This is a genomic window from Cellulomonas persica (genome assembly GCF_007989825.1).
Classification (GTDB): domain Bacteria; phylum Actinomycetota; class Actinomycetes; order Actinomycetales; family Cellulomonadaceae; genus Cellulomonas; species Cellulomonas persica.
In genome coordinates, this window is record NZ_BJUA01000012.1 from 61844 (window position 1) to 83602 (window position 21759).

The window sequence follows — 21759 nt, forward strand, 5'->3', positions numbered from 1 at the left end:
TCCATGAGCACTCGAACGCGCACGTCCGCCTTCGCGGCGCTCGTCGTCGCGGTGGCCCTGACGGGCTCCACGATGACCGCCGCCAACGCGGCCGGACCGGGCTCCGCGCCCGCGGCCGCACCCACGGCCGTGAAGGCCGACAAGACGAGCGCCAAGGAGGCTGCTCGCGTCGACTCCGTCACGGCCGACATCGACTGGTTCGACTGCACCAACGTCGTCGGACCCGGCGTGGACTGCGGGACCGTCGACCTGCCGCTGGACTACGACGACCCGACGGGCCCGACGACGTCCGTCGCGCTGCTACGCTCGCGCGCGACGCAGCCCACCAAGAAGCTCGGCACGCTGTTCGTGAACCCCGGTGGCCCGGGCGGCTCGGCGGTCTCGATGGCCGCGAGCGCCGAGTACTTCCTGCCGCCGGACATCATCAAGCGCTTCGACGTGGTCGGCATCGACCCGCGCGGCACGAACTTCAGCGACAACGTCGCCTGCTGGCGCAACCTCGGCGAACAGACGAACGCCCTGCTGCCGCTCAACGAGCACGCCTACCCGGTGTCCGTCGCCGAGCGCACCGACTTCATCAACGCCTCGAAGGCGTTCGGCCAGGCCTGCTCGACCACGGGCCAGCCGCTGTCGGCCTCCATGTCCACCGCGAACGTCGCGCGTGACATGGACGTCGTGCGCCGCACGCTCGGCGACTCGAAGCTCACCTACCTGGGCTTCTCCTACGGCACGTACCTCGGCAACGTGTACGCGAACCTCTACCCGGACCGCGTGCGCGCGATCGTGATCGACGGCGTGGTGGACCCGGCCGGCTGGCAGGGCCGCTCCGCGACCGCGAACATCCCGCAGACGCAGCGCATCGCCTCGGGTGACGGCGCCTGGAAGGCCCTGCGTGAGATCCTCACGCGCTGCGGGAAGAAGGGCCCGAAGTACTGCCACCTCGCACAGCGCAGCTCCGACCCGAAGGCGCTGTTCGACAGGTTCTCCAAGAAGCTCAAGGCCACGCCCATCGACCTGGGCGACGGCTGGGTGCTCGACTACCCGACGGTGATGTCGCTGCTGCTCAGCGACCTCTACAGCAGCGACGCGTGGGTCTGGGTCGACATGGACATCGACGCCCTGATCGAGCTGCAGAGGAACCCGGTGACGAGCGCCGAGCGCAAGGCGTGGAACGCCGCGAAGAAGCACCTCACGAAGCGCTTCAAGGACTTCGAGGACCTGAAGTCGGCCGACGAGCGCAAGCTCGCCCAGCTCGCGAAGGCGCCCGGGTTCTCCTACCCGTACGACAACAGCCCCGAGGCGTTCCAGTCGGTCCTGTGCACCGACGGCCTGAACCCCGCCGACGCGTCCGCCTGGGTCCAGGCGGGCCGGAACGCGGAGACGACCGGTGGCGGCTTCGGCCAGCTGTGGACGTGGGCCTCGTCGCCGTGCGCGTCGAAGACGTGGACCGCCAAGGACGAGGACTCCTACCGCGGCGGCTTCTCGGCCGCCACGTCCGCCCCGGTCCTGGTCATCGGCAACAAGTGGGACCCGGCGACCAACTACCGCGGCGCGTACAAGGCCGCCAAGCTCCTGAAGAACTCGGCGTTCATCTCGAGCGACAGCTGGGGCCACACCGCGTACGGCTCCTCGACCTGCGTCGACACCGCCGTGACGAACTACATCATCAGCGGCAAGGCCTCGTTCACGACGAAGACCTGCAAGGGTGCGCAGCCGTTCGCCTGGAAGATCGACTCGGGTGAGTCGGAGTCGGTGAGGCTCGGTCACGTCAAGGGCCGCGCGCCGATCACGCCGCCGGTCCCGGGCAGCCTCCCGCACCTGTGAGGCACCTGATCAGGGCCTCATGAGGGCCTGACGGATCCCGACGGGGGTCGCGACGTCCGCGTCGCGGCCCCCGTCGTGCGTCTGCGTCCGGGACGGGCACGACGCGCGTCGTGGTTCAGTCCGTCGCGGCGTCCTGCGTGACGTCGGCGACGGTCGCCCCCAGGGCGCGCGCCAGCTCGTCGCCGTCCACGGTCGCGGCCACCCCGTGCGCACCCGCACCGATCGAGACCCGCCGACCCCGCACGCGCTCGTCGGCCAGCACGGGCCACGCCGTGATCGAGCCGAACGGCGTGATCGTCCCGCGCTCGTACCCGGTGACGTCGAGCGCGGTCGCCGCGTCCGGCAGCGACAGCCGGGACACGCCCAGCAGCGCGCGCAGCTTGGGCCACGAGATCGCGCGGTCGCCGGTGACCAGCACGAACAGGTAGTCGTCGTCGCCGCGCCGCACGACGAGGGACTTCACGATGTCCCCCGGCGTGACCCCGCGCACCTGCGCGGCCTCCTCGAGCGAGCGCACCGGCCCGTGCTTCGTGATCTCGAACTCGATCCCCGACGCCTCGAGCGCCTCGAGCGCCCGGCGCTCTCCGTCCAGCCCACCCATGACCCCACCTCACCACACGGTCCGGGCCCACGCGACGGCCGGCGAGCAGCGGCCCGCCACGGGCCCGTCGAGCCGGGCCGACGAGAATGCGCGGGCGCTCGTGGCGACAGACCTGGGAGGATGGGACGTCGTGACCACCGACCAGCCCCAGCACCCGGACCGCGCGGACAGTCCCCGCCGCGCGCCCGGTCGCCCGGGCGAACCGTCGGCGCAGCGCCGCCCACGGCGTGGTGCGGCCCGCCGGGCGGACGGGGGCACGGAGCAGCAGGGCACGGGCGCGGCACGACGAGCACGCGCGGCCCAGGCCCGTGCGGCCGCCGTCCTCCCCCCGATCACCTACCCCGCCGAGCTGCCGGTCAGTGCGCGCCGCGAGGACATCGCCGCCGCGATCCGCGACCACCAGGTCGTCGTCGTCGCGGGTGAGACCGGCTCGGGCAAGACGACGCAGCTGCCGAAGATCGCGCTCGAGCTCGGCCGCGGACGCGCGGGGCAGATCGGCCACACCCAGCCGCGGCGCATCGCGGCGCGCAGCGTCGCCGAGCGCATCGCGCAGGAGGTCGGCACGCCGCTCGGCGAGCTCGTCGGGTACCAGGTGCGGTTCACGGACACCTCGAGCGAGCACACGCTCGTCAAGGTGATGACCGACGGCATCCTGCTCGCGGCGATCCAGCGCGACCCGCTGCTGCTCGCGTACGACACGCTGATCATCGACGAGGCGCACGAGCGGTCCCTCAACATCGACTTCCTGCTCGGGTACCTCACGCGTCTGCTGCCGCACCGCCCGGACCTCAAGGTGATCATCACCTCGGCGACGATCGACTCGGCGCGCTTCGCACGGCACTTCGCGAGCGCCCCGACGCCCGAGCACCCCGAGGGTGTGCCGGCGCCGGTCGTCGAGGTCACGGGCCGCACGTACCCGGTCGAGGTGCGGTACCGCCCGCTGTCGCCGGACGCGCTGGGCGTCGGCGACGAGGACGACCTCGACGAGCCGGACGAGCGCACCGGTCGCCGCGCCCCGTCGTCGCCCCGGGGCGACGCGCGGGGACGCGGTGCACGCGCGTCGGCCGCGGCCTCGTCGTCCCGTGGACCTGCGCGTCAGCCCGTCCGCGAGCGCGACCTCATGACGGGCATCACCGAGGCGGTCGACGAGCTGTGCGCGCAGGGGCCGGGCGACATCCTGGTGTTCCTGTCCGGCGAGCGGGAGATCCGTGACGCGGCCGACGCGCTGCGCGCCTCGCTCGGCACGCGCGTCACCGACCCACGCCACCCGCAGGCCGTCGAGCTGCTGCCCCTGTACTCGCGGCTGTCCGCGGCCGAGCAGCACCGCGTGTTCGCGTCGCACCCGGGCCGCCGCGTGGTGCTCTCGACGAACGTCGCGGAGACGTCGCTGACCGTCCCGGGCATCCGGTACGTGGTGGACCCGGGTACCGCGCGCATCAGTCGCTGGTCGAAGGCGACGAAGGTGCAGCGGCTGCCGATCGAGCCGATCAGCCAGGCGTCGGCGAACCAGCGCTCGGGGCGGTGCGGCCGTGTGGCCGACGGCATCGCGATCCGGCTGTACTCGCAGGAGGACTTCGAGCGTCGCGACCGGTTCACCGAGCCGGAGATCCTGCGCACGTCGCTCGCGTCCGTGATCCTGCAGATGATCGCGGTGGGCGTCGCGGCGACCCCCGAGGACGTCGTCGACTTCCCGTTCGTCGACCCGCCCGACGTGCGGGCGGTGCGCGACGGCGTGCAGCTCCTGACCGAGCTCGGCGCGATCGAGACGGGCCCCGACGGGACGCGGCTCACCGAGACGGGCCGCGCGCTCGCGCTGCTGCCGGTCGACCCGCGGCTCGCGCGCATGGTCGTGGAGGCCGCGCGGCACAGGGTGCTGCGCGAGGTCGTCGTCGTCGCGGCCGCCCTGTCCATCCAGGACCCGCGCGAACGGCCGGCCGACGAGCGCGAGAAGGCCGACGCGCTGCACGCGCGGTTCGCCGACCCGACGTCCGACCTGCTGTCCTACCTCAACCTGTGGACCTACCTGCGCGAGCAGCAGCGCGAGCTGTCCGGCAACGCGTTCCGCCGGCTGTGCCGCAGCGAGCACCTCAACTACCTGCGCGTGCGTGAGTGGCAGGACGTGGTGACGCAGCTCAAGGACCTGGCCAAGCAGCTGCCGGGGGCGGACCGTTCACGGGGCCGCGGCGAGCTCGGCACGGCGGAGCCGGCTCGGCAGTCCGGACTGCCGAGCTCGCGCGAGACTGCCGAGCTCGCCGGGGGCGCACCCGCCGGCGCCGCTCCCGGCGGGACCTCGGGCCAGGCCGACGAGCAGGCGGGCGGCGGGCCGCGGCGCGGCGAGCTGCGCCAGGAGTGGGACGCCGACGCGATCCACCGCTCGGTGCTGTCCGGGCTGCTCTCGCACGTCGGCATGCAGGAGGCCACCGAGGTCGCCGCGCCTGCTCGTCGTGGCGACAAGCGCCCCCAGGGCAAGCCCGACCGCCGCGGCCGCAACGAGTTCCTGGGCGCGCGCGGCGCGCGGTTCGCGATCTTCCCCGGCTCGGGCCTGGCCAAGAAGCCGCCCGCGTGGGTCATGGCCGCCGAGCTCGTCGAGACGTCCCGCCTGTGGGCGCGCGACGTCGCGCGGATCGACCCCGCGTGGGCCGAGGAGCTCGGCGCGCACCTGGTCAAGCGCACGTACTCCGACCCGGCCTGGTCCACCAAGCAGGGCGCCGCGACGTGCACCGAGCGTGTGCTGCTGTACGGGCTGCCGGTCGTCGCGGGGCGTCGCGTGCTGTACGCGAAGGTCGACCCGGAGGCCGCGCGCGAGCTGTTCATCCGGCACGCGCTCGTGCAGGGCGAGTGGACCACGCACCACCAGTTCTTCCACGAGAACCGGCGTCTGCTCGCCGAGGCGGGCGAGCTCGCCGCCCGCGCGCGCCGCGCGGACCTCCTGGCGGACGAGGACGAGCTGTTCGACTTCTACGACGAGCGGGTCCCGGACGACGTCGTCTCCGCACGGCACTTCGACCAGTGGTGGAAGACCGCGCGCCGCCGCGACCCGGACCTGCTCACCTTCTCGCGCGAGCTGCTCGTCTCGTCCGACGCCGGCGCGATCGACGAGTCGTCGTTCCCGTCGCGCTGGCCGCAGGGGGACCTGTCGCTCCCGCTGACCTACCAGTTCGAGCCGGGCACCGAGGCCGACGGCGTCACCGTGCACATCCCGCTCGCGCAGCTCCCCCGGCTGACCCCCGACGGGTTCGGCTGGATGGTCCCGGGTCTGCTCGACGAGCTCGTCGTCGCGACGATCCGCGCCCTGCCCAAGCCCGTGCGCGTGCAGCTCGTCCCCGCACCCGACGTGGGCAGCGCTGTCGCGCAGTGGCTGCGCGCGCACACCGCGTCCTGGTCCGACACGGTGCGCGCGGGCGATGCCGCGCCCTCGTTCCACGACGCGTTCCGCTCCGCCGTCCGGGCCGTGCGGGACGTCGACGTGCCCGCGGACGCGTTCGACGACGAGCGCCTGCCCGCGCACCTGCGGATGACGTTCCGGGTCGTCGGCGACCGTGGTGGAGTGGTCGACGAGGGCAAGGACCTCGCCGCGCTGCAGCACCGGCTCGCCGACCGCGCGCAGGACGCCGTCGACACCGCCGTCAAGGCCGCGCTCCGGCAGGCCATGCGCGAGGCGGGGCTGACGACCGAGCCCGCGCGTCCCACGCCGCGGGGTCGCGGCCGCGACTCCGTCGAGGGTGCGGCCCCGGGTGCGTCGGGCGCGGACGCGGGCCGCACCTCGTCGGGAACGGGCTCGTCGGGAACGGGCTCGTCGGGAACGGGCTCGTCGGGAACGGGCTCGTCGGACGTGGCGACGCTCGCCGAGAGCGTGACGCGGACGGGCCTGACGACCTGGCCCGACGAGCTGACGCTCCCCGAGGTGGTCGAGGTCCGGTCGGGAGCGACGATCGTGCGCGCGTACCCGTCGCTCGTCGAGGAGCGCGCCGGCGGGGCGTCCTCGGTGTCCGTCCGGACCCTGGCCGACGAGTCCGCGCGGCCCGCCACCGCGCGCGCCGGGCTGCGCCGCCTGCTCCTGCTCGACGTCGGGCTCCCGGCAGGCCGTGTGACGTCCCGGTGGACGGGTGCGCAGGCGCTCGCGCTCGCCGCGAACCCGTACCCGAGCCGCGAGGCGCTCGTCGAGGACGTGCAGCTCGCCGCGATCGACGCGCTCGTCGACGAGCACCTGCGCACGCGCCCGGCGGACGACGGCCGCTCGCCCCAGCACATCCGCACGCCCGCCGACTACGCCGCGCTGCGCACCTACCTGCGCGACCTGCTCGAGGACCGCGTGCACGCGCTCGTCGGGACGCTCGTGGACGTGCTCACCGCGTGGCGCGAGCTCGAGGTCGAGCTCAAGGGCACGACCAGCCTCGCGCTGCTGGCCACCGCGTCGGACGTCCGGGCCCAGGCCGCGGGGCTGGTGCACGCGGGCTTCGTCGTCGAGACCGGGACGCAGCGCCTGGTGCACCTGCCGCGCTACCTGCGGGCGGCGCGCTACCGGTTGGCGAAGGCCGCCGAGAACCCCGCGCGCGACGCGGACCTCGCGTGGCAGGTCCACGACCTGGAGAACGCGCTCGCGGCCGCGGCGGGGGCCGACCCGGCGCAGGTCGCGGCGGTGCGGTGGCAGCTCGAGGAGCTGCGCGTCAGCCTGTTCGCGCAGCAGCTCGGCACGCCCACGCCCATCTCGCCCCAGCGCATCCGCAAACAGCTCGCCACCCTCACCTGACCCAGGCGCGCTCCGGCCGCCGCACGCCAGGCCCGGATCACCAGTGGGGCGCGACACCCCCAGCGCTGCGATCGAGCGCGCGCGGTCGGCCGGCTGACCCGTCGTCGTCCACAGGTCACGGCGCAGGGCTCCCGCGTGTGGGCGTGGCACGGCAGACTCCCCCGCATGGACGACACTGCGACGGTCGGCACCCCGCCCGCCCCACCAGCCCTCGCCGAGCCGACAGGTGCCGTGCCGACGGACCGGCCCGTCGTGGTCGGGCGGTGCTTCGGCGACGGGGACCCGCTGTACGAGCGGTATCACGACGAGGAGTGGGGCGTCCCGGTGCACGGCGAGGAGGCGCTGTTCGAGCGCATCGCGCTCGAGGGGTTCCAGTCCGGTCTGTCGTGGATCACCGTGCTGCGCAAGCGTGAGTCGTTCCGTGCGGCGTTCGCGGGCTTCGACCCGACCGTGGTCGCCGGGTACGACGAGCACGACGTCGAGCGCCTGCTGGGCGACGCAGGCATCGTGCGCAACCGGCAGAAGATCGAGGCGACGATCGCCAACGCGCGGGCCCTGCTCGCGCTGCACGAGTCCGGCCGGACGCTGGACACGTTGTTCTGGTCGTTCGCACCCGACCGCACGCAGCGCGTCCGGCCGACGACGTGGGCAGACGTGCCGGCCGCGACCGCCGAGTCGCGGGCGCTCGCACGCGAGCTCAAGTCGCTCGGGTTCCGGTTCGTCGGCCCGACCACCGCGTACGCGGCGATGCAGGCGTGCGGGCTGGTCGACGACCACCTGGCGTCCTGCCCCTCGGCGGCGTCGACCGCCTGAGCAGCACCGTCGCTGCAGGGCACCGTGGCCGGCCGACGGTGAGAAGTAGTTGCCCTGGGAGACAGGCTCCGGTGCACCGTCCGAACGGAGGTCGAGCGCCCGGGTGCTCCGCGCGGGTGAACGGCGCGCCGGGACTTCGCCTCGTCGAGGCGCGCGGCTACAGTTCCGCGCATGACCGACATGCCCGAACCCGACGCCCGGCTCGACGCCGTGCTCGGCGCTCGGGAGGCCCTCGGTGAGGTCCAGGCGCCGGACGCCAACGTCCTCGAAGCCGTCGAGGCCGGCCTGCTCTCCTTCGGCGCCGGCGCTCTGACCTGGGGCGAGATCCCCCACCAGCGGCCGCGCCCGCTCGCCTGACCTTCGGCTCCGGCGGCGCGACCGCTCCTGCCGTCCTCCAGGCCGGCTACCCGGCGGCACGCGGCGGCCCCGCCCGGTGTCCGCTCCGCGACCCTGCCGTCTCGCCACGTGAGAAATCGTGGTCAGCATGTGGGCTCCCGGCCTACGATCCCGTCAACCATCCAGAGCGGCCGAGAGACCTGGCTCGTCGACGCCGCAGCAACCCCCCTCCGCGACGAGGGTGTGGGTGCTTCCGCCAGGACCGATGGAGTCGAGATGTCGCAGACCCTGTGTCTGATCGGACCGCTGGCGTGAGCGCCGCGACCGTGCACCCGCCCGTGGCGCAGCCGCGGCCCGCTGGAGCGCCCGCCGACGGCGCGAGCGGCGAGCCGCGCACGAGCGCCTCGTCCGGCACCCACGTGGCGCCCGAGCCGCGCCCCCTGGGCACGCTCGACCGCCCGACGCTCTCGTTCGAGTTCTTCCCGCCCCGCAACCCGCAGGCCGCACCGCGTCTGTGGGAGACCGTGCGCCAGCTCGAGTCGCTCCACCCGGACTTCGTCTCGGTGACGTACGGGGCGTCGGGCAAGACGCGGGAGACCTCGCGCGCGTTCGTCTCGCGCCTGCTGCGCGAGACGTCGTTGTCCCCCATCGCGCACCTCACGTGCGTGGGGACGAGCCGGGACGAGATCACGACGATCGTCGAGGAGTTCCTCGACGAGGGCGTGCGCTCGTTCCTCGCGCTGCGCGGCGACCCGCCCGCGGGCCAGACCGACTGGCAGGCGCACCCCGAGGGCCTGGAGACGGCGAGCGAGCTCGTCGGGCTCCTGCGGGACATCGAGTCCCGCCGCTGCGGCGCGAGCCCGGCGCAGGCCGTGCGCGCCCGGGTCCGTCCGCTGTCCGTCGCGGTCGCCGCCTTCCCGCGCGGCAACGCAGCGACGGGCGGCACGCGCGCGCAGGACGTCGCGTCCCTGCTGGCCAAGCAGGAGGCCGGCGCGGACTTCGCGATCACGCAGGTGTTCTACGACGCCGAGGCGTACCTGGGCCTGGTGGCCGAGGCGCGCGACGCGGGCGTCGTCATCCCGATCATCCCGGGCATCATCCCGCTCACCGACCCCGCCCGGCTGCTGCGCACGCAGGAGCTCACGGGCGTCCCGGTGCCGCGGGACCTGCTGGACGCGCTGGGCGCGGCGGACGACCCGCTGACGCAGCACCGCATCGGCACACGCGCGGGCGTCGACCTCGTCAAGGGCATCCTCGACGGCGGCGCACCCGGCGTGCACGTCTACACGTACAACAAGCACGAGGCCGCGCTCGACCTGCTCGAGGGCGCGCAGCTGGACGGCAAGGCCCGCTGACGCGGCCCGTCCACGTCCCCCGAAACCCCGCACCACCACGACACGAAGGCTGGACCCTGATGAGCGAGACCCCGCAGTTCCCGACCGGCTCCGTGCTCGGCTACCCGCGCATCGGGCCGCGCCGCGAGCTCAAGAAGGCCATCGAGGCGTTCTGGGCCGGCCGGTCGACGGCCGACGAGGTCGAGGCGACCGCCGCGCAGCTGCGTCGCCGCACGCGCGACCGCCTCGTCGAGCTGGGTCTGCCGAAGGATGCGCCCGCGATCCCGAGCGCGTTCTCGTTCTACGACCACGTGCTCGACGCGAGTGCGGTCGTCGGCGCGATCCCCGCGCGCTTCGCGGACCTCGTCGGCGAGGACGGCTCGCTCGACCTCGCGGGCTACTCGACGGTCGCGCGCGGCCGCGGCGACGACCTGCCGCTCGAGATGACCAAGTGGTTCGACACGAACTACCACTACCTCGTGCCGGAGATCGGCCCCGAGACCGAGTTCCGCTACGTCGGCACGCGCCCCGTCGCCGAGTTCGTCGAGGCGCTCGCCGACGGCGTGCTCACGCGTCCGGTGATCGTCGGCCCGGTGACCTACCTGGCGCTCGCGAAGGCGACCGAGGGCGCGCCGAAGGACTTCGCGCCGATCGACCGCCTGCCCGACCTGCTCCCGGTGTACGCGGACCTGCTGCAGGACCTCGCGGCCGCGGGTGCCACGTGGGTGCAGCTCGAGGAGCCGGCGCTCGTCTCGGAGAGCATCGAGGTGCCGGTCGAGCGCCTGCTCGCCGCGACCGTCGAGGCGTACCGCGCGCTCGCCACCGAGCTGGCCCGCCCGCAGCGTCCCGCGATCTTCGTCGCCGCACCGTACGGCGACCTGGGCGCGGCGCTGCCGGTGCTCGCCGCGACCGACGTCGAGGCGATCGGCCTGGACCTCGTCAAGGGCTCGGTCCCGACCGAGGCCGTCCCCGGTCTGGAGAACAAGACGCTCGTCGCCGGCGTGATCGACGGCCACAACATCTGGCGTGCGGACCTCGACGCCAAGCTGCAGGTCCTCGAGCAGCTCGAGGTGCTGGGCGCTGGTGCCGTCACGGTCGGCACCTCGACGTCGCTGTTCCACGTGCCGCACGACACGGCCGACGAGCCGGGCCTCGACCCCGCGCTGAAGAGCTGGCTCGCGTTCGCCGACCAGAAGGTCGTCGAGGTCGTCACGCTCGCCGAGGGCCTGTCCGAGGGCCGCGAGGCGATCCACGAGCAGCTGCTCGCCGCGACCGACGCCGTCACGTCGCGCCGTGGCGCGCCGGGCGTCGTGCGGCCCGAGGTGCGCGAGCGCACGGCGGCGCTCACCGACGACGCGTTCCAGCGCGGCGACTTCGACGAGCGCAAGATCGCCCAGGCGGCGCGTCTCGACCTGCCGCCGCTGCCGACGACGACGATCGGCTCGTTCCCGCAGACGCCCGAGATCCGCAAGGCTCGCGCGGCGCACGGCAAGGGCGAGCTGACCGACGAGCAGTACGTCGAGGAGATGAAGGCGGAGATCCGCCGCGTCGTCGAGCTGCAGGAGCGGATCGGCCTGGACGTGCTGGTGCACGGCGAGCCCGAGCGCAACGACATGGTCCAGTACTTCGCGGAGAACCTCGACGGCTTCGCCGTCACGCGCAACGGCTGGGTGCAGTCGTACGGCTCGCGCTGCACGCGTCCGTCGATCCTGTGGGGCGACGTGTCGCGCCCGAAGCCGATCACCGTCGACTGGACGACGTACACGCAGTCGCTCACCGACAAGCCGGTCAAGGGCATGCTCACGGGCCCGGTGACGATCCTCGCGTGGAGCTTCGTGCGCGACGACCAGCCGCTGCGCGAGACCGCCAACCAGGTGGGCCTGGCGCTGCGCGACGAGATCGCGGACCTCGAGGCCGCGGGCATCGCGGTGATCCAGGTCGACGAGCCGGCGCTGCGTGAGCTGCTCCCGCTGCGCGAGGCGGACCACGCCGACTACCTCGACTGGTCGGTGCGCTCGTTCCGGCTCGCGACCTCGGGCGTGCGCTCTGACACGCAGATCCACACGCACCTGTGCTACTCGGAGTTCGGCCAGATCATGGGCGCGATCGACGGCCTCGACGCCGACGTCACGTCCATCGAGGCCGCGCGCTCGAAGATGGAGATCCTCGGCGACATCGCGGCGGCGGGCTACCCGCGCGCGGTCGGCCCGGGCGTCTACGACATCCACTCGCCGCGCGTCCCCTCCGAGGAGGAGGTCACCGAGCTGCTGACCGACGCGGTCAAGGCGATCGCGGTCGACCAGCTCTGGGTCAACCCGGACTGCGGCCTCAAGACGCGTCGCTACGAGGAGGTCACGCCCTCGCTCGAGCGCATCCTGGCCGCGACCCGCACGGTCCGCGCCACGCTCTGACGCACGTCGCGAACGGGTCGGTCCCCCTCACGGGTGGGCCGGCCCGTTCGTCGTCCCGGGCGCACGCCGACACGACGGCCAGGTCAGAGGTCGGACGATGCGCGGGATCCCCGGCGCTCAGGCGCCCTTGAGGATCAGACGCATGATCTCCACGTCGCGGGCCGCGGCGACGCGCGCGAGCGCCGACGACGTGAGGAACACCGACCACCACTCGGGCGTCCCGAGCTCGGGCGGCAGCGTGCTCGCGTCCATGGGAGACGACCGCAGCGGTGAACCGGACGCCTGGGGCGCTGCCTGGGGACAGGGCGGGATCGCCGGTTGGGTAACGTCGCGGGGGTGAGTCTGTTCGACGTGCCCCTCGACGAGCTGCGCAGCCGCACGAGCCAGAAGTGGCGGCGCTACCCCGCGGACGTGCTGCCGCTGTTCGTCGCCGAGATGGACGTGCGCCTGTGCGAGCCGGTCCAGCGCGCGCTCGCCGACGTCGTGCGCCGCGGCGACACGGGCTACCCCGCGGACCGGCCGTACCAGGAGGCGTTCGCGGGGTTCGCCGAGCGACGCTGGGGCTGGACCGTGGACCCGACGACGATCGCGCTCGTGCCCGACGTCATGCAGGGTGCGGTCGAGGTGCTGTCGTTGCTCACCGACCCCGGGGACGCGGTCGTCATCAACCCGCCCGTGTACCCGCCGTTCCGCGACTTCGTCGAGCGCTCGGGGCGGCGCGTGCTCACCGCCGACCTCGGCGAGGACAGCCGGCTCGACCTCGCGACGCTCGACGCCGCGTTCACGCGGGCGCGCGCCGACGGGCGTCGTGCCGGGTACCTGCTGTGCCACCCGCACAACCCGACGGGCGTGGTGCACACCCGCGACGAGCTGCGCGCGGTGGGCGAGCTCGCGGCACGGCACGGCGTGCGCGTGGTGTCCGACGAGATCCATGCGCCGCTCACGCTCGACGGCACGTTCGTGTCCGCGACGACCGTGATCCCCGACGCGATCGCGCTGCACTCGGCGTCGAAGGCGTTCCACCTGGCGGGGCTCAAGGCGGCCCTCGCGGTGCCCGGCCCCGAGGCACTGGCCGACCTCGCGCGGCTCTCCGACCTGGTCTTCATGGGCGTCGGGCACGTGCCGGTGCTCGTGCACGCGGCCGCGCTCACCGAGGGCGACACCTGGCTGGACGCGCTGCGCGGCTCGTTGCGCGAGAACCGCGCCCACCTGCGCGGGCTGCTGGACCAGCACCTGCCGCTCGTCGGCTGGGTCCCCGGTGCCGCCACCTACTTCGCGTGGCTCGACCTGCGCACCCAGGTGCCGGACGACCCCGACCCGGGCCGCCGCCTGCTGAAGGAGGCGCGCGTGGCGCTCAACCCGGGACCGACGTTCGGCTCACCGGGCACCGGTCACGTGCGGCTCAACTTCGCGACGTCCCCCGCGATCCTCACCGAGGCGATCGGCCGCATCGCCTCGGTGCTGGCCTGAGGGTCGCCCCTCGCGGGCCGGCTGAGGGGCGGGCGCGGTCAGGTCCCGTGCAGGGCCTCGACGATGCGGACGTCCGCGTCGAGCCACGGCACGTCCATCCAGTGCGCCTTGGGCAGCCACCGCAGCTCGTCGTGCTCGACCAGCGGCTCGGGCGTGCCGCTCGCGAGCTCGGCCCACCACAGGCGCATGACGTACTTCTCCGACAGGCGCCAGGCACCGTCGTCAGGGCCGACGACCTCGTCGCCCAGCGTGATCCGCACCCCCAGCTCCTCGCGGATCTCCCGGTGCAGCGCCTCGACGGGCGACTCGCCGTCGTCGACCTTGCCGCCGGGGAACTCCCACCGTCCGGCGAGGCTCGCGGGCCGCGCGCGGCGAGCGGCAAGCATCTCGTACGGGGCGTCGAGGTCGTCGACGATCGCAGCGGCCACGACGAGCACGGGTCCCATGCGGCGAAGTCTGCCAGCCCGGGCACGACGACGGCCCGCCCTGGAGGGAGCGGGCCGGTCGGGTGTGTCCGCCGGAGCGGAGACCGCCGTTCGTCGTGGAGCGGCGTGGGTGGAGCGGCGTGCAGCCGGGGGAGGGAGAGGTCAGCGGATGCCGTGCGCCTCCGCCCATGCGACGGCCTCGGCGCGGGTCGACACGCCGATCTTGCGATAGACGCTGCGCACCTGCGACTTCACGGTGTTGCGCGTGACGAAGAGCTGGGTGGCGATCTCCTCGAGCGTGACGTCCTCGGCAAGCTCGGCGAGCACCACGCGCTCACGACGGGTGAGAGTCTCCGCGACCGTCACGGTCCCGGTGGTCTCCAGCATGCTCATCTTGTCCTCCGATCGGCTGCACGGGCTCGGCCTTGCCGAGCATCCGCGGGTCATTCGTCGGATGAGAGCAGCCGGCGGCGCGTTCATGACGCCGTTTCGTCCGACTTCTTTCTCACCGTGATCGCACCCGCGGTTCGTCCCGCTTGTGCCCACAATGAACGCGGGGTCGCCTGCCTGATACACCCGACCCCGCAACGGCCCCGGGCTTCACCCGATCGGACCATGTGGCGTCCTGACGGACGCGACCTCTCCCCGACGCGCCGGACGGTCCTCCCGCCCGGCGGTTCTCAGCCGGCCGCGTGGGCGGCGTACTCCTCGGCGGTGAGCAGCGGACCGACGTCGGTCACGTCGACCTTGAGCAGCCAGCCCGCGCCGAACGGGTCGCCGTTGACGACGGACGGGTCGTCCACGGCGGCCGTGTTGACCTCGACGACGGTGCCGGAGACGGGCGAGAACAGCTCGGAGACGGACTTGGTCGACTCGATCTCACCGATCACCGTGCCGGCGTCGACGGTCTCGCCGACCGCGGGGAGCTCGAGGTAGACGATGTCGCCGAGGGCCTCGGCTGCCACCGACGTGATGCCGACGGTCGCCGGGCTGCCGTCGGTGAGCCACTCGTGCTCGAGCGTGTACTTCAGGTCGGCGGGGAGGTCAGTCATGGAGGTGCTCCGATCTCGTCGTCTAGGAGGAGGTCTACCGCTCGCGGCGGTAGAAGGGAAGTGGGACGACACGGACGGGCTCGTGCCGTCCGCGCACGTCGACGGCCAGGTCGGTGCCCTCGGCACTCACCTCGGGCGTCACGTACGCCATCGCGACGGGGTGGCCGAGCGTCGGTGACGGCGCACCCGACGTCACGGTCCCGACGACCGCGCCCGAGCCGGTGACCACGGGATAGCCGTGCCGCGCGGCGCGGCGCGACAGACCCTGCAGCCCGACGAGCGTGCGCGCGGGGGCGGACGCGGCGCGCGCGGCGAGCGGCTCGCGACCGACGAACGGCAGCGGCGCACCCTCGGCGTCGACCTTGTCGAGCTTGACGACGCGGCCCAGGCCCGCGTCGTGCGGCGTCGTCGTGGTGTCGAGCTCGTTGCCGTACAGCGGCATGCCTGCCTCGAGGCGCAGCGAGTCACGCGCGGACAGGCCCGCGGGCACGAGACCGAGAGGCGTCCCGGCGGCGAGGATCGCGCGCCACAGCGTGGGGGCCTGCTCGGCGGGCACGAACAGCTCGAACCCGTCCTCGCCCGTGTACCCCGTCCGGGCGACGAGGGCGTCGATCCCGACGACGCGCGCGGGCACCGAGGCGTAGTACTTCAGCGCGCGCACCGCGTCGGCCTCGCTCGCGTCGTCGACGAGCCCCACGACGATCTCCTCCGCCCGCGGACCCTGCACCGCGACCAGGGCGGTCTCGAACGAGCGGTCGGCGAGCGTCACGTCGTCACGCCCCGCGAACCGCTCCGCGAGCGCGGCACGCACGACGGCCACGTTGGAGGCGTTCGCGACGACGAGGTAGCGGGCGCCCGCGTCGTCGTCGGCCAGGCGGTACACGACCAGGTCGTCGAGCACGCCGCCGTCGGGGGCGCAGATCATCGTGTAGCGCGCGCGGCCCGGTGCGAGCGCCGTGAGGTTCCCGACGAGCGCGCGGTCGAGCGCGTCACCCGCGCCCGGCCCCGTGACCCACAGCTCCCCCATGTGCGACAGGTCGAACAGGCCGGCGGCGGTGCGCACCGCGGTGTGCTCCGCGACGTCCGAGCCGTACCGCAGGGGCATCTGCCACCCCGCGAAGTCGGTGAGGGCGGCGCCCAGCGCGACGTGCTCGTCGTGCAGGGGTGACCGACGCGTGGCCTCGTGCTCGCTCATGCGTGCTCCTGTGCTCTCGTCGTACGGATCGGGGGGGTCGGGACGGTCGGGACGGTCACTCGGCGAAGGACTCGACCGGCGGGCACGAGCAGACCAGGTTGCGGTCCCCGCGGGCCCCGTCGATCCGGCGCACCGGCGGCCAGTACTTGTCCCGGCGCAGGCTCGCCACCGGGTACGCGGCGCGCTCGCGGCTGTACGCGTGCGTCCACTCGTCGGCGGTGACCGACGCGGCCGTGTGCGGCGCGTTGCGCAGCGGCGAGTCCTCGAGCGGCCACGTGCCCGCGGCGACCTCGTCGATCTCCGCGCGGATCGCGATCATCGCGTCGACGAACCGGTCGAGCTCGGCCAGGTCCTCGCTCTCGGTCGGCTCGACCATGAGCGTGCCGGGCACGGGGAACGCGAGCGTCGGAGCGTGGAACCCGTAGTCCTGCAGGCGCTTGGCGACGTCCTCGGCGGTGACGCCCGTGGCCTTGGTGAGCTCGCGCAGGTCGAGGATGCACTCGTGCGCCACCAGCCCGTTCGGGCCCGTGTAGAGCACCGGGAAGTGCTCGCGCAGACGGGTCGCGAGGTAGTTCGCGGCGAGCACCGCGACCTCGGTCGCGCGGCGCAGACCGTCGGGGCCCATGAGCGCGACGTACGCCCACGAGATCGGCAGGATGCCCGCCGAGCCCCACCGCGCGGCGGACACGGGCGGCACGTGCACCGCGGGGTCGGCCTCGGTGGACGGGCGCGTCGGGCTCGTCGTCGGGTCACCCGGCAGGTACGGCACGAGGTGGGAGGCCACCGCGACGGGACCCACGCCCGGACCGCCGCCGCCGTGCGGGATGCAGAACGTCTTGTGCAGGTTGAGGTGGCTCACGTCGCCGCCGAGCTCGCCCGGGCGGGCCAGGCCGACGAGCGCGTTGAGGTTCGCGCCGTCGATGTAGACCTGGCCGCCCGCGTCGTGCACCAGGCCGCACACCTCACGCACGTGCTCCTCGTAGACGCCGTGCGTCGAGGGGTACGTGATCATGATCGCGGCGACCTGCGGGCCGTGCTGCTCCAGCTTCGCGCGCAGGTCGTCGAGCTCGATCTCGCCGTCGGGGGCGGTCGCGACGACGACGACGCGCAGACCCGCGAGCGCCGCGCTGGCCGCGTTGGTGCCGTGCGCGGAGGCCGGGATGAGGCACACGTCGCGCTGCGCCTGACCGCGCGCGTGGTGGTAGGCCTTGATCGCGAGCAGCCCCGCGAACTCCCCCTGCGAGCCGCCGTTGGGCTGCACCGACACGGCCGCGTACCCCGTGATCTCCGCGAGCCAGTCCTGCAGCTGCGTGACGAGCTCGTCGTACCCGGCGGTCTGGTCCGCGGGCGCGTACGGGTGCACGTCGGCGAACTGCGGCCAGGAGATGGGCTCCATCTCCGCGGTCGCGTTGAGCTTCATGGTGCACGAGCCCAGCGGGATCATCGTGCGGTCCAGCGCGAGGTCCTGGTCGGACAGGCGGCGCAGGTAGCGCAGCATCGCCGTCTCGGAGCGGTACAGGTGGAAGACCGGGTGCGTGAGGTACTCGTCGGTGCGCGTCGCCCAGTCCGGCAGCGGAACGCTGGGGCGGTCCTGCGCGACGAAGCCGAGGTCGACGTCGCCGTCCTCCGACACCTCGAGCGTCGTGACGCCCGCGAGCGCGAACGCCGCGATCACCGGCGCGTAGTCCGCCGCCGTCGTCGTCTCGTCGCACGCGACCTGCACGTGGTCGTCGTCGGGCGCGAACAGGTTGACGCCCAGGCGCGCGGCGTGCGCGACGACCTCGCGCGCGTGACCCGGCACGCGGGTGCGGATCGTGTCGAAGAAGACGTCGTGCTCGACCTCGACGCCGTGCTCGGCGAGCAGCTCCGCGAGGCGGTGCGCGCGGGCGTGCACGCGGTCCGCGATCGCCCGCAGGCCGTCGGGGCCGTGGTACACCGCGTACATCGACGCGACGATCGCGAGCAGCGCCTGCGCGGTGCAGATGTTGCTCGTCGCCTTCTCACGGCGGATGTGCTGCTCACGCGTCTGCAGCGCGAGCCGGTACGCGGGCGCGCCGTCCGCGTCGATGCTCACCCCGACCAGCCGGCCGGGCAGCATCCGCTCGAGGCCGGTGCGGACCGCCATGAATGCCGCATGCGGGCCGCCGCCGAACAGCGGGACACCGAACCGCTGCGCCGAGCCGACCGCGACGTCCGCGCCGAGCGTCCCCGCCGACGTCAGCAGCGTGAGCGCCAGCAGGTCGGCCGCGACCGTCACCAGGCCGCCGCGCTCCTTCGTCGCCGCGACCACGTCGCGCAGGTCCCGCACCTGCCCGGACGCGGCCACCTGCTGCACGACGAGCCCGATCAGGTCGCCCTCGACGTCCGGCAGCCCGTGGGACAGGTCCGCCACCACCACGGGCAGCCCGATCGCCTGCGCGCGCCCGACCGTCACCGCGAGCGACTGGTCGAAGAGCTGGTCGTCGAGCACGACCGTGCCGGGCTTGCCGCGGTGCACGCGCCACATCAGCGCGACCGCCTCGGCCACCGCGGTCGCCTCGTCGAGCAGGCTGGCGTTCGCGATCGCCAGGCCGGTGAGGTCCTCGACCATCGTCTGGAAGTTGAGCAGCGCCTCGAGCCGGCCCTGGCTGATCTCCGGCTGGTACGGCGTGTACGCCGTGTACCAGGCGGGCGACTCCAGCACGTTGCGGCGGATCACCGGCGGCGTGATCGTGCCCGCGTAGCCCTGGCCGATCATCGGGCGCAGCACCTGGTTCTTGTCCGCGATCGCGCGCAGCGCCGCCTGCACCTCGTGCTCGTCGCGCGCGTCCGGCAGGTCCAGCGGGCGGCCGCTGCGGATGGACTCCGGCACCGCGGCGTCGATCAGCGCGTCGAGGTCGTCGTACCCGACCGCGGCGAGCATGCGCGCGACGTCGTCGCCGCGGGGGCCGACGTGCCGGTCGACGAACTGCTCCGCGGCGGGCGCGTGCGTGGGGGTCCGGGGGGTGCCCACGGGGGGCGGGGCGATCGACACGGGCTGCTCCGGGGGTCGTCCGGCCGGGGCCGGGACGGGTGGTGGGCTCCCCGCTCTGTCATCCGTCGCTAGGCGCGACGACCTGAGAGTTTTGCCGGTCCGCCATGGCTGGGGGTCCAGCCCGGGGCGCGCCGACTTGCACCGTCGGTGGGCCGTCCCGTGCGGGGCGGCCGCTTTCCAGAGTTGCCTCGCCGTGGCGGTACAGGGGCCTGAGAGATTCCCGGGGAGGGTTGCTCCTTCGGCGCCCGCCTGTGCGGGACTCTCCCGCCTCGGTTCGAGCAGCGTGTTCAGTTGTCGCCGTCACGACCGGGACCGGCCGACGACGCTGGTGCCAGGCTACCCGCTCGTCGTCGCGTGCAGCGGTCCGTCCACGGATGCGTCACGGGCGCGGCACCGCTACCCCGCCCCGGCTGCGGCCGGCGCAGCCGGTCCTCTCGGGTGCCGGGCCCGTCCCGGGCCGCACGACGCGCGTCGGGTTTCCACGGCCGACGGGACGTTTCCACGGCGAGACGGCGGGCGCCCCGTGCGCGCGCGTGGTTAGCCTGGCCGGGTGAGCGAACCCCGTGCGGTCGTCGTGGTGGTCTCCGACCGCTGCGCCGCCGGGACGCGCGAGGACCGGTCGGGGCCTGCGGCGGTCGAGCTGCTGCGGTCGGCCGGTTACGCCGTGCCGTCGCCGGTCGTCGTCCCTGACGGCGCGTCCTCGGTCCGCGACGCGGTGACGTCCGCGATCGCCGGCGGGGCGCGCGTCGTCGTGACGTCCGGCGGCACGGGCGTCTCCCCGCGCGACGAGACGCCCGAGGGCACGCGGCCCCTGCTCGCCAAGGAGCTGCCCGGGATCCCCGAGCTGCTGCGCCGCTCGTCGGACGTCCCGACCGCGACCCTGAGCCGCGGGCTCGCGGGCGTGACCGCCGAGGGCGTGGTCGTCGTGAACCTGCCCGGGTCCACCGGCGGCGTCCGCGAAGGGCTCGTCGTCCTGCTGCCGCTGCTGCCCCACCTGCTGAGCCAGGTCCAGGGTGGTGATCACGCGTGATCGCGACCGTCACGGACCAGCCGCTTGACCTGCTGTTTCACGTGGAACATGTGTCCAGCTCGCGTGCGGGGGCCGTCGCGACGTTCGTCGGGCTGGTCCGCGACCACGACCCGTCGGTCGTCGGCGAGGTCGTCGGACTCGAGTACAGCGCCCACCCGGACGCCGCGACGACGCTCGAGCGGATCGCCGCGGACGTCGCCTCGGACGACGACGTGCTCGACGTGGCCGTGAGCCACCGGGTCGGTCACGTGCGGGTGGGCGAGGCCGCGATCGTCGCGGCCGTGTCCGGTGCGCACCGGGCCGAGGCGTTCGACGCGTGCCGTCGGCTCGTCGAGACGGTCAAGGCCGAGCTGCCGGTCTGGAAGCGCGAGCTGCTCGCGGACGGCACGCACCACTGGGTGGGACTGTGACGACGAACCTGCCCAGCGGTACCCCCGGCACGCGCGATGCCGACGCCGCTCCGGCGATCCCGCGCGGCACGCTGGTCGACCGGTTCGGGCGCGCGCACCACGACCTGCGCATCTCGCTGACCGACCGCTGCTCGCTGCGCTGCACCTACTGCATGCCGGCCGAGGGCGTCCCGTGGCTCGCGCGCTCGACCATGCTCAGCACCGCCGAGATCGTCCACGTCGCCCGCGTGGGCGTCGACCTCGGCATCCGCGAGATCCGGCTCACCGGCGGGGAGCCGCTGCTGCGCGTCGACGTCGTCGACGTCGTGCGTCGGCTCACCGCCCTCACCACGCCCGACGGCGCGCCCGTCGAGGTGTCGCTGACCACCAACGCGCTGCGGCTGCCCGCGCTCGCCGCTCCCCTGCGCGACGCCGGGCTCACGCGCGTCAACATCAGCCTCGACACGCTCGACCGTGCGCGCTTCACCGAGCTGACCCGCCGCGACAAGCTCGTCGAGACCCTCGCCGGCATCGCCGCCGCCGACGCCGCCGGACTGCACCCCGTGAAGATCAACGCCGTCGCGATGCGCGGGGTCAACGACGACGAGGTGGTCGCCCTGACCCGGTTCGCCGTCGAGCGCGGGTACCAGATGCGGTTCATCGAGCAGATGCCGCTCGACGGCGGGCACACGTGGGACCGCACCGAGATGGTCACGCAGGCCGAGATCCTCGAGCGGCTGCGCGGGGCGTTCCGGCTGACCGAGGTCCCCGGGCGCGGCGCCGCGCCCGCCGAGCTGTGGCACGTCGACGGCGGACCGGCGACCGTGGGCGTCATCGCGTCGGTGTCCGCGCCGTTCTGCGGGGCGTGCGACCGGCTGCGGCTCACCGCCGACGGGCAGCTGCGCGCGTGCCTGTTCTCGCAGACCGAGGTGGACACGCGCGAGGTCCTGCGGTCCGAGGCGTCCGCGGACCTGGTCGACGAGGGCCTGGCGGCCGCGTACCGGCAGTGCCTGGCCGGCAAGAAGGCCGGTCACGACATCGACGACCCCACGTTCCTGCAGCCCCGCCGCCCCATGAGCGCGATCGGCGGCTGACGCGACACGGGCGTCGCACGCG

17 protein-coding genes and 2 riboswitches are annotated in these 21759 nt (G+C 73.9%); of the genes, 10 read left to right on the top strand and 7 right to left on the bottom strand.

All coding sequences use genetic code 11. The annotated features are described in order from the left end of the window. Positions 1 to 3: 3 nt before the first annotated feature. The gene (locus CPE01_RS12505) at positions 4 to 1824 is read left to right on the top strand and encodes an alpha/beta hydrolase (RefSeq protein WP_146807148.1); all 1821 of its coding nucleotides are present in this window, start codon (positions 4 to 6) and stop codon (positions 1822 to 1824) included. 115 nt (positions 1825 to 1939) lie between these two features. Here the strand turns inward: CPE01_RS12505 and CPE01_RS12510 are convergent, their stop codons facing one another. Next, positions 1940 to 2425, bottom strand: coding sequence for an aminoacyl-tRNA deacylase (locus tag CPE01_RS12510; protein WP_146807149.1), 486 nt, complete (start codon positions 2423 to 2425; stop codon positions 1940 to 1942). 130 nt (positions 2426 to 2555) lie between these two features. Here CPE01_RS12510 and CPE01_RS12515 point away from each other — a divergent pair, with 130 nt between their 5' ends. The 5 genes from CPE01_RS12515 (at position 2556) to metE (ending at position 12069) form a co-directional block, all read left to right on the top strand. Further along, complete coding sequence (locus tag CPE01_RS12515; protein WP_246783919.1) at positions 2556 to 7175, top strand: DUF3418 domain-containing protein; 4620 nt, start codon at positions 2556 to 2558, stop codon at positions 7173 to 7175. A 165-nt stretch (positions 7176 to 7340) separates the two neighbouring features. Next, positions 7341 to 7988, top strand: a complete 648-nt coding sequence (locus CPE01_RS12520; RefSeq protein WP_146807150.1) for a DNA-3-methyladenine glycosylase I — start codon at positions 7341 to 7343, stop codon at positions 7986 to 7988. 171 nt (positions 7989 to 8159) lie between these two features. After that, positions 8160 to 8345, top strand: a complete 186-nt coding sequence (locus tag CPE01_RS12525; protein ID WP_146807151.1) for a hypothetical protein — start codon at positions 8160 to 8162, stop codon at positions 8343 to 8345. A gap of 154 nt (positions 8346 to 8499) precedes the next feature. After that, a riboswitch (SAM riboswitch) is annotated at positions 8500 to 8596 on the top strand. Between the two features lie 39 nt (positions 8597 to 8635). Next, positions 8636 to 9679 (top strand): methylenetetrahydrofolate reductase, encoded by a 1044-nt coding sequence (locus CPE01_RS12530; protein ID WP_371862005.1) that lies wholly within the window; start codon positions 8636 to 8638, stop codon positions 9677 to 9679. A gap of 59 nt (positions 9680 to 9738) precedes the next feature. Continuing rightward, entirely contained in the window at positions 9739 to 12069 is a 2331-nt protein-coding gene (metE, locus tag CPE01_RS12535; RefSeq protein WP_146807152.1) for a 5-methyltetrahydropteroyltriglutamate--homocysteine S-methyltransferase, read from the top strand. Positions 12070 to 12186: 117 nt separating this feature from the next. Here metE and CPE01_RS16930 read toward each other — a convergent pair whose 3' ends face one another. Continuing rightward, positions 12187 to 12321, bottom strand: a complete 135-nt coding sequence (locus CPE01_RS16930; protein ID WP_281285121.1) for a hypothetical protein — start codon at positions 12319 to 12321, stop codon at positions 12187 to 12189. A gap of 84 nt (positions 12322 to 12405) precedes the next feature. Here CPE01_RS16930 and CPE01_RS12540 point away from each other — a divergent pair, with 84 nt between their 5' ends. After that, entirely contained in the window at positions 12406 to 13539 is a 1134-nt protein-coding gene (locus tag CPE01_RS12540) for a MalY/PatB family protein (RefSeq protein WP_246783920.1), read from the top strand. A 38-nt stretch (positions 13540 to 13577) separates the two neighbouring features. Here the strand turns inward: CPE01_RS12540 and CPE01_RS12545 are convergent, their stop codons facing one another. The 5 genes from CPE01_RS12545 to gcvP form a co-directional block, all read right to left on the bottom strand. Beyond that, positions 13578 to 13985 (bottom strand): (deoxy)nucleoside triphosphate pyrophosphohydrolase, encoded by a 408-nt coding sequence (locus CPE01_RS12545; protein ID WP_146807153.1) that lies wholly within the window; start codon positions 13983 to 13985, stop codon positions 13578 to 13580. A 141-nt stretch (positions 13986 to 14126) separates the two neighbouring features. Continuing rightward, positions 14127 to 14357 (bottom strand): helix-turn-helix domain-containing protein, encoded by a 231-nt coding sequence (locus CPE01_RS12550; RefSeq protein WP_146807154.1) that lies wholly within the window; start codon positions 14355 to 14357, stop codon positions 14127 to 14129. Positions 14358 to 14644: 287 nt separating this feature from the next. Then, complete coding sequence (gene gcvH, locus CPE01_RS12555; protein WP_146807155.1) at positions 14645 to 15016, bottom strand: glycine cleavage system protein GcvH; 372 nt, start codon at positions 15014 to 15016, stop codon at positions 14645 to 14647. A 34-nt stretch (positions 15017 to 15050) separates the two neighbouring features. Continuing rightward, the gene (gcvT, locus tag CPE01_RS12560; protein WP_146807156.1) at positions 15051 to 16211 is read right to left on the bottom strand and encodes a glycine cleavage system aminomethyltransferase GcvT; all 1161 of its coding nucleotides are present in this window, start codon (positions 16209 to 16211) and stop codon (positions 15051 to 15053) included. Positions 16212 to 16266: 55 nt separating this feature from the next. After that, complete coding sequence (gene gcvP / locus CPE01_RS12565) at positions 16267 to 19224, bottom strand: aminomethyl-transferring glycine dehydrogenase (RefSeq protein ID WP_146807157.1); 2958 nt, start codon at positions 19222 to 19224, stop codon at positions 16267 to 16269. A gap of 187 nt (positions 19225 to 19411) precedes the next feature. Continuing rightward, positions 19412 to 19501: riboswitch (glycine riboswitch) on the bottom strand. A 273-nt stretch (positions 19502 to 19774) separates the two neighbouring features. Between gcvP and CPE01_RS12570 the strand changes: the two genes are divergently transcribed. From CPE01_RS12570 to moaA, 3 genes are read left to right on the top strand one after another with little or no spacing between them, the layout of a single operon-like run. After that, positions 19775 to 20254, top strand: coding sequence for a MogA/MoaB family molybdenum cofactor biosynthesis protein (locus tag CPE01_RS12570; protein ID WP_246783921.1), 480 nt, complete (start codon positions 19775 to 19777; stop codon positions 20252 to 20254). 41 nt (positions 20255 to 20295) lie between these two features. Next, the gene (locus CPE01_RS12575; protein ID WP_371862006.1) at positions 20296 to 20664 is read left to right on the top strand and encodes a molybdenum cofactor biosynthesis protein MoaE; all 369 of its coding nucleotides are present in this window, start codon (positions 20296 to 20298) and stop codon (positions 20662 to 20664) included. Further along, on the top strand, positions 20661 to 21737 hold the full coding sequence (moaA, locus tag CPE01_RS12580; RefSeq protein ID WP_371862007.1) for a GTP 3',8-cyclase MoaA: 1077 nt from the start codon (positions 20661 to 20663) through the stop codon (positions 21735 to 21737). Before CPE01_RS12575 ends, moaA begins: the two co-directional genes overlap by 4 nt. Positions 21738 to 21759 lie beyond the last annotated feature (22 nt).